Here is a 5938-nt window from a genome sequence, read left to right on the forward strand (position 1 = left end):
CAATTATAGACTACGGGTTGGATTTGTCTTAAATGACAAGTCATTTATTTGTGGTTTTTTACAACCAATTTGTTTGAATATTTCTAATTGTTCTGAATTAGTTCTTACCAGCCCTTTATGCTTTTTGCTACTTGATTGCCATTCAACCACGTGGATCTTTCTCAATTTTTCCGTCGCTTTTTCCCAGGATAATTTTAATTTTGATAAACGCTTTTCAAACAAACCGGATGTGGCAAAAATACAGCTTTTGCCTTCTTGCCTTTTTCATAAAAATATCTCCACATTCTGACAACTATTTCCATATCCTCACAAACTGTTTGGCTACCGTACCCACCTGTTTGTTTGATAAAATCACTATCATTATTTTCTGTGAGAAATCCGCCAACTGCCTTTAGGTCGCTTTTTTTATAAATCGAAAAAGCTCCGGACATGATCATTATGGAATTTATTTTACTCATACTGTATCGAGCGATCATAAAGGATTTCAGATACTCAATAATTTGCCATTGAACCCAAATATTCTTGGGAAGAATTGAGTTTATTACTTTATTGTTTTTTAGTTTAACTCCGTTTGCCACAGCAAGTTGTCCCCCGCTAACAAAAACATTTTCATCATCAATTAATGGTTGTACGGTCTGTTTTAGAGCAATTTTATCCAGAATAGAATCTGCATCAATTGTGCAGATAAGTTTTTTTGAGGAAGAATTGATCCCAACATTGATAGCATCGGCTTTACCACCATTTTCTTTATCTATGACGATAAGATTATTCATCTTGTATATTTTTCTAATCGGTTGGGTGGAAATAATTGGAGTTTTATTTGCTGCTATTTCACACAGTTCAAAATTATCCATCATCACTTTTAGAGTATTATCAGACGACCCGTCATTAATTACGATTACTTCAAAATCGGGATAATCCAGCGCTAATAACATCCGGATGTTGTTCAGGATCGTAATCTCTTCATTATATGCAGGAACAATTATAGATACCGAATAATTTACGAATTCCTCATCTTTGTGAATAGACAATTTTTCTTTACGAACAGATTTCAAAAAAATAAATAGAAACATCCAATCTATAACTAAATAGAAAAAATAATACAATATCAACAGATTTTCAATTATCCTAATCACTTAAAACTCCTAAATTCTTTTTAATCGCACCTTTTCCACCAAAATATAGGACGTTATCGATGATGTTGATGAAATGATTAAGTATGCAGATGAAGCGATGTATCAAGCAAAAAAAACGGCAGAAATAGAATAGTTTTTAATTGTGATGAAAATAAAAATAAACGTTTAAATAATTAGAGATGTTGTCATCTAAATTAACGGTTAAATTTTTCGATAATTAATTTGTAAATCAATTATTCCTTTTCTATTTTTTTTTAAAACTATACAATACGGGCATTAAAAAAAGTGTAACCAGAATTTCAACAATTAATCCTCCGATAGCTGCTATAGCCATCGGTTGAAGCATATCTGCTCCATCTCCCAAATTTATTGCAAGTGGGTAAAAACCAACCATTGTCGTTAAACTTGTCATAATTCTGGGACGCATTCTGATTTTTGCCGATTCGACAACTGCTTTAACCGGATTGTATTTATGAATTTTGGAAAGTTCGTCCGCAAAATTAATCAGCAATACTCCATCATTCACAGTAGCTGCAATCACGACTAAAATTCCGATAATAACCGTAGCGCCAAAAGGGACATTTGTAAACAGAAGCAGGAAAACTGAGCCGGTTAAAGATACAAGCACGCTACCCAAAACCAGCAGTGGTAATTTTAAATCATTGAATTGGACAGTCAGAACGATGAAAGAGAAGAATAGAGCAAATGCAAATACTTGCATAACGGTATTTTTCATATCGTTCATCATTTGAGAACTACCACCAAAATTTATTTCATAACCGACAGGTAGATCAATTTCCGACAGAGCATTTTCCAAATGATTCACGGCTTCGGCAATATCACGGTCTGTTATATCCGCTTCCACAGTAATCTGTTTGCTTTGGTCTTCCCTGCTAATTTCCACAGGACCGGAGCTAGTTTTAACCTTAGCTATATCACGAACTCGAATAAAATTTCCTTGTTTGGTAAAAAGGGGCAGGTTTTCCAAATCATTTTTGGAAGCAATCTCTTTTTCATTTACAATCAACCTGATATCATAGTATCGATTATTTTCAAAGTATTGTGATGTGATTTTTCCTGATATGTAAAAGCGAAGATAGGTAGCAACTTGAGCAATTGTTAATCCTAGTGCATCTAATTTTACTCTGTCAAATTTAATTTGATATTCCGGTTTTGTAAGATTCAAAGATAATGAAACATTTTCAAACCGATTTAAGGCGTTCATTTTCTGCATAGCTTCCTGGGATATATTTTCGAGAACATTTATATTTTGTCCCCGAATCTGAACGATAATATCCGAGCCTCGTGAACCTTTTATTCCGTGTGGTGGCATTTGCTTGACCATTATTTTGCCGCCGGGTGGCTGCAGCTTATTTATTTTTTTTCGCAATCGGCCCACATATTCACCTGTAGTTATATCCCGTTTTGATTTTGGAATAATCTGGATATTTATTTCACCTTCGTTTGCAACTTCGAAAGTAGTTAAACCCTTTACCTGACCACCGGCAATCGCAAAAAAATCTTCGATATATTTGTCATTGGATATCTGTTTTTCTATTTTTTTTAAAATTGCATCAGTCTGTCCAATAGAAGCGCCCGTCGGCATTTTTACTTTAACCACAACACGCCCGTCATCAAGCCGGGGTAAAAATTCAGAACCTAAAGATTTAAAGAAAAAACCAGCCAAAACAATTAATATTAAGAAAAACATTAAAGTGAGCCAATGTCGCTTAATTGATAGTGATAACATTTTTTCGTAATTTTCTGTTAATCGGGTAAATAATTTATCAAACCATCCCGCTCTCCTTTTTGTACTTTTCTTTAAATCTTTTCTGAATAAAATAGTGAACATCATCGGCGTTACAGTGATAGCAATAATAAGGCTGATAATAACAATACCGGCAATAACCATAATTAGTTCCCTGAATAGCAAACTTGTTAATCCGGGTACTATTAAAAATGGAACAAATAAAGCTAAAAATGAAAGAGTAGCTGCAATCAGGGCAGGTTGAACTTCGCTAACAGCTGATATCGCTTGATTATTTAATAATTTTTCTGGAGATGTTTTTCTATGCCGGTTAATATTCTCCAAAACGATAATAGAATTATCTAAAATCACTCCAATAGCAACTACTAAACCGCCTAATGAAAAGATATTCAAAGAAAATCCTGCTAATTTCATTAAACCGAAATTCAAAAGCAGGGTTAAGGGCAATACTGTTATCATAATAATAACCTGACGGAAACTGCCCAAAAACAAATAAACAACAATGATTAAGAGAGCAACAGCAAAAATAGCTGCATTACTGACACCCTTTAAGGCTTGTTTTACATAAACAGCCTGATTGTCAAATTTGCTAATTTCAATTCCCTCCGGTAATGATGATTGCAATTTATCTAAAAGTCGCTCCACTGTTTCAGCAGTTTTTACTGTATTTGCTTCTGCTTCTTTTAGAATTGCAATTTTCACAGAATTTTTCTGATTAAAACGATTAATTATTCTTTCCTCTTTATGGCTGTCTATTACTTCAGCAATATCACTTAATTTAATTTGGTGATAGCCTTTACTTTGGATTATAACCGACTTGAGTTCTGAAAGATTTTTGAATCTACCCAGATTTCGCGCAATGATCTCTTTCTTACCCACCGTTATCCGACCACTTGAAACTTCTATATTAGCAACAGCAATTTTGTTTATGACAGTATCCAAAGCAATCTTATACTTTTCTAAGGCATCGGTATCGATAAGTACTCTGATTTCACGCTGCTGACCGCCGGTAATTTCCGAGCCGGCGACACCTTCTGCCGCTAACAATTTTTCCTGTAGCCAGTTTTCAGTCCAATCTCTTAATTCAACAGGACTCCATGTTTCCGAATTGACAGCAAGCTGTAAAACCGGAAGCTGAGAAGGGTCGGCTTTGAATACAAATGGTTCTTCACTGTCTTCGGGTAGAGATTGTTTAACTCTGGTCAAAGCAGCGAGAACATCCTGAAAAGCTGCATCTATATCTGCTCCGTATTGAAAATTTATATCCAGTGCATAAAATCCTTCCCGTGATGATGAGGAGATATAATCCAATTTATCTAGTGGTGCCATCAACTTTTCTACTGGCTCTGCTATTTCCTGATCAATTTCAGAAGCTGTAGAACCGGGCCATCTTATTTGAAGTTTTATCACGGGGTATGTTACTTGCGGTAAAAAATCTACAGGTATTCGAGTTAAACCATATATCCCAAGAACGACAAGGGCAACAATGATAGCAGTTGTAGCCAGATTTTTGTAAACAGCGAATTTAGTAAGTTTCATTATCTGTTGTCCTTTAATCAGTTCGTTTGTCTTCTGCTGTTGCAGGATTATTGCTGCTTTCTGGGGATTCCTGTTTTATTATTTTCAGTGGTTTACCCTGTTTAAGATTTTCATTGCCGGCAATCACTATTTTGCTTCCCGGCTTTATACCTTTGATTATCTGAATTTCACCATCTTTTTCTATGCCGGTCTTCACTTTTCTTTTCACAGCTTTATTGTCTATAGCTTCAAATAATATAGGACCATTATCTGTCTGAATTATTGCTTCAAGGGGAACGAGAATCGTATTTTTTTCTTTGGCAATTGTTATTTTCAATCTGGCAAACATACCCGGCAGCAGCTCGATTGATTCCAATAATTTGATATCAACTGTTCGAGTTCGTGTATCCTCATCAAGATATGGATAAGCTCTCAATAATTTGCCTGAAAATTTTTTATCGGGATAGGCGTCTAAACCTATTTTCACCGGCATTCCTGTTTTTAATTTCACCGAATTCTGCTCGGAAACCGCTGTTTTGATGACCATTTGCTGTGGATCGTATAATTCCAGCAATTGCATTTTAGGAGTGATGATACATCCTTCTTCCACAAATAATTTCGAAACAACTCCTATCCACGGCGCTTTCACAATAAGATATTCTTCCTGTTCTTTAGCCAGATAATAGTTAGTTTCAGCTTTTTTTGCCAAAACTGTTGCTTTCCCCAATTCTTCTTCGGAAATTAAATTTTTCTCGAAAAGCTCACGAGCATTATCCAAATTTTTTTTCTCCTTCTGCATATCTTCATATGTAGAAGCAATGAGAGCTTTCAATGAACTTTTATCGGCTATTTTGATCATAAGCTGATCTTTATTTATACTATCGCCTTCAGAAACAAGTATATCTTCTATCTGCCCTTCGATCTGGGCTGTGATTATTATCGTTTTATCTGAGATCACCGAACCATTGATTTCCAAATCCAAAATTAAGCTGCCCGTTTTGGCAGTAGCAACTTGAACTGTAGAAGCTTTGTTGTTTAAAGGGGGTTCCTGAATATTTTGCGTTTCCTTTTTTTGATTACAACTACTTAAAAACAATACGATCATAATCAATAATATACCAAATCTAAAATGATATTTTATACTAAAACATTTATCTTTCAATTTAATCATCTTATCCTCTTTTTCTATTTCTACATTTATTATATAAAAATTTTTGGTTAGGTGTATATGCTAAAATTTTGTTAAATGTTGTAAATGTTTTCAGAATAAAAAGAAGCCTGAGCGACAGTGAAGGATTGGAATGAGTGCGGTAAGGTTCGAATATTTTATGCTGTGATAAGTGAAGTTGCATTTTATAGCGATGAAATGTTCTACCAGATAACCGCCTACGCCGACGATATGCCAACCTTACGAAGCATTATATCTAAACATGAGAGCCTGAAATTAGGAGAATTAGAGAATTTATCCGAGACTCCGCATACCAAAAATCCACTTTATTATATTTAATTATTCATC

The 5938-nt window shown here is 34.7% G+C and carries 5 protein-coding genes; 1 reads left to right on the top strand and 4 read right to left on the bottom strand.

The genetic code is table 11. The features are described 5' to 3' along the window. Positions 1–3: 3 nt before the first annotated feature. From U9P79_01815 to U9P79_01830, 4 genes are all read right to left on the bottom strand, one after another. A complete protein-coding gene (locus tag U9P79_01815) occupies positions 4–165 on the bottom strand; it encodes a hypothetical protein (GenBank protein MEA2103365.1) in 162 nt (53 codons plus the stop codon). Between the two features lie 29 nt (positions 166–194). Further along, positions 195–1136 carry a glycosyltransferase family 2 protein gene (locus U9P79_01820; GenBank protein MEA2103366.1) on the bottom strand — a complete coding sequence of 314 codons (942 nt, stop codon included), beginning with the start codon at positions 1134–1136 and terminating at the stop codon, positions 195–197. 244 nt (positions 1137–1380) lie between these two features. Next, on the bottom strand, positions 1381–4443 hold the full coding sequence (locus U9P79_01825) for an efflux RND transporter permease subunit (protein MEA2103367.1): 3063 nt from the start codon (positions 4441–4443) through the stop codon (positions 1381–1383). 13 nt (positions 4444–4456) lie between these two features. Beyond that, entirely contained in the window at positions 4457–5593 is a 1137-nt protein-coding gene (locus tag U9P79_01830) for an efflux RND transporter periplasmic adaptor subunit (protein MEA2103368.1), read from the bottom strand. A gap of 117 nt (positions 5594–5710) precedes the next feature. Between U9P79_01830 and U9P79_01835 the strand changes: the two genes are divergently transcribed. Continuing rightward, positions 5711–5929 (top strand): hypothetical protein, encoded by a 219-nt coding sequence (locus tag U9P79_01835; protein MEA2103369.1) that lies wholly within the window; start codon positions 5711–5713, stop codon positions 5927–5929. Positions 5930–5938: the final 9 nt, after the last annotated feature.

Source organism: Candidatus Cloacimonadota bacterium, assembly GCA_034661015.1.
In the GTDB taxonomy this organism is placed as follows: domain Bacteria; phylum Cloacimonadota; class Cloacimonadia; order JGIOTU-2; family JGIOTU-2; genus JAYEKN01.